Annotated in this window: 1 protein-coding gene; it reads left to right on the top strand. The window is 61.1% G+C overall.

Translation table 11 applies throughout. From position 1 onward, the window contains the following. Positions 1 to 316 precede the first annotated feature (316 nt). Positions 317 to 1,352: hydantoinase B/oxoprolinase family protein (locus tag RI563_RS12735; protein ID WP_310694760.1), on the top strand; the 1,036-nt coding region annotated here is incomplete at its 3' end.

The raw sequence follows: 1,352 nt of genomic DNA, 5'->3' as shown, positions 1-1,352 counted from the left end.
CCGACCAGGACGTGGATCCAGACCCAGAATTCCCAGGGGTTCATCGCAGCGTTGCTGCGATCAAACAAGAAGAAAATAAAGATTAAGGACAGGACGATGCCCGAGACGATCGTGCCGGTAATTGACTTGAGTGGATTCATAACGGTTTCTTCCCCTCTGTAGGTTTAGGTTTGTTAGTTAGATTGTTCTGCAGAGCTTAATTGAGTATTTTACTACAGTATTTCGCCGATGGTCACCCCCGTTTGAGCCCGATGCGGGTTCAAAAACCATGGCGGGTGCTACAATCGTTCGCTTGCGAAGTAGAGTAGTGTGTTTCATGGATGCTGTCGACCTGAGTATTTTTGCCAGCCGACTCGATGCAGTCAGCGATGAGATGGGGGCCGTGCTGCAGCGTGCGGCTTTTTCACCCAATATTCGCGATCGGCTCGATTTCTCCTGTGCCATTTTTGATGCCCGTGGACAGCTGTGCGCCCAGGCGGCGCATATCCCGGTGCACCTGGGCAGTATGGCCTATGCCATGGCGGATATTGTGCGTCAGATCGACTGGCAACCGGGCGATATGGTGATCGTCAATGATCCCTATCTGGGGGGCACTCATCTGCCCGATGTGACTGTCATTGCGCCCCTGTTCGTGGCGGATGAGCTGCTGGCCTTTGTCGCCAACCGTGCGCACCATGCCGACATCGGCGCCGAATCGCCGGGTTCCATGCCGATCTCCGGCTCCCTGGAGGAGGAGGGACTGGTTCTGGCCCCGACCAAACTGGTCAGGGCAGGGCGACTGGATAGCGCGTTTCTGGAGAGTATCCTGCGCCGGGTGCGCAGCGGCACGACCGGGCGTGGCGATTTTGCCGCCCAGATGAGCGCCAATCGCGCCGGCCTGGCGCGGCTCGCCGAGCGGGTCGAGGCCCTGGGACCGGCGGCGTTTACCCGTGGGCTCGTCGAACTGAACGAGTATGCCGAACGCCTCGCCAACGAGGCCCTGCGGGTGATCCCCGACGGTGAATACCGGTTTGTCGATTATCTGGACGATGACGGGCTCGGCCATACCGATCTGGCCATCGCCGTCACACTGCAGGTGGATCACGGGACGGTCGCGGTCGATTTTGCCGGCACCGCGGTGCAGACGCCGGGGAATGTGAACTGCCCTCTGTCGGTGGCGGCCGCCGCGGTCTATTACGTCTTCCGTTGCCTGATGCCGGCGCACACCCCGGCCTGCGCCGGGAGTTTCCGTCCGATCAAACTCGACGCGCCGGAAGGCTGCCTGGTCAATGCCCGGCGTCCGGCCGCCGTGGCCGCCGGCAACGTGGAGACCAGCAGCCGCATCGTCGATGTGGTCATGGGCGCCCTGGCCG

Origin of the sequence: Thiohalophilus sp. (genome assembly GCF_031581315.1) — a bacterium.
In the GTDB taxonomy this organism is placed as follows: domain Bacteria; phylum Pseudomonadota; class Gammaproteobacteria; order UBA6429; family Thiohalophilaceae; genus Thiohalophilus.
This window is presented reverse-complemented; position numbering and strand designations above follow the sequence as displayed.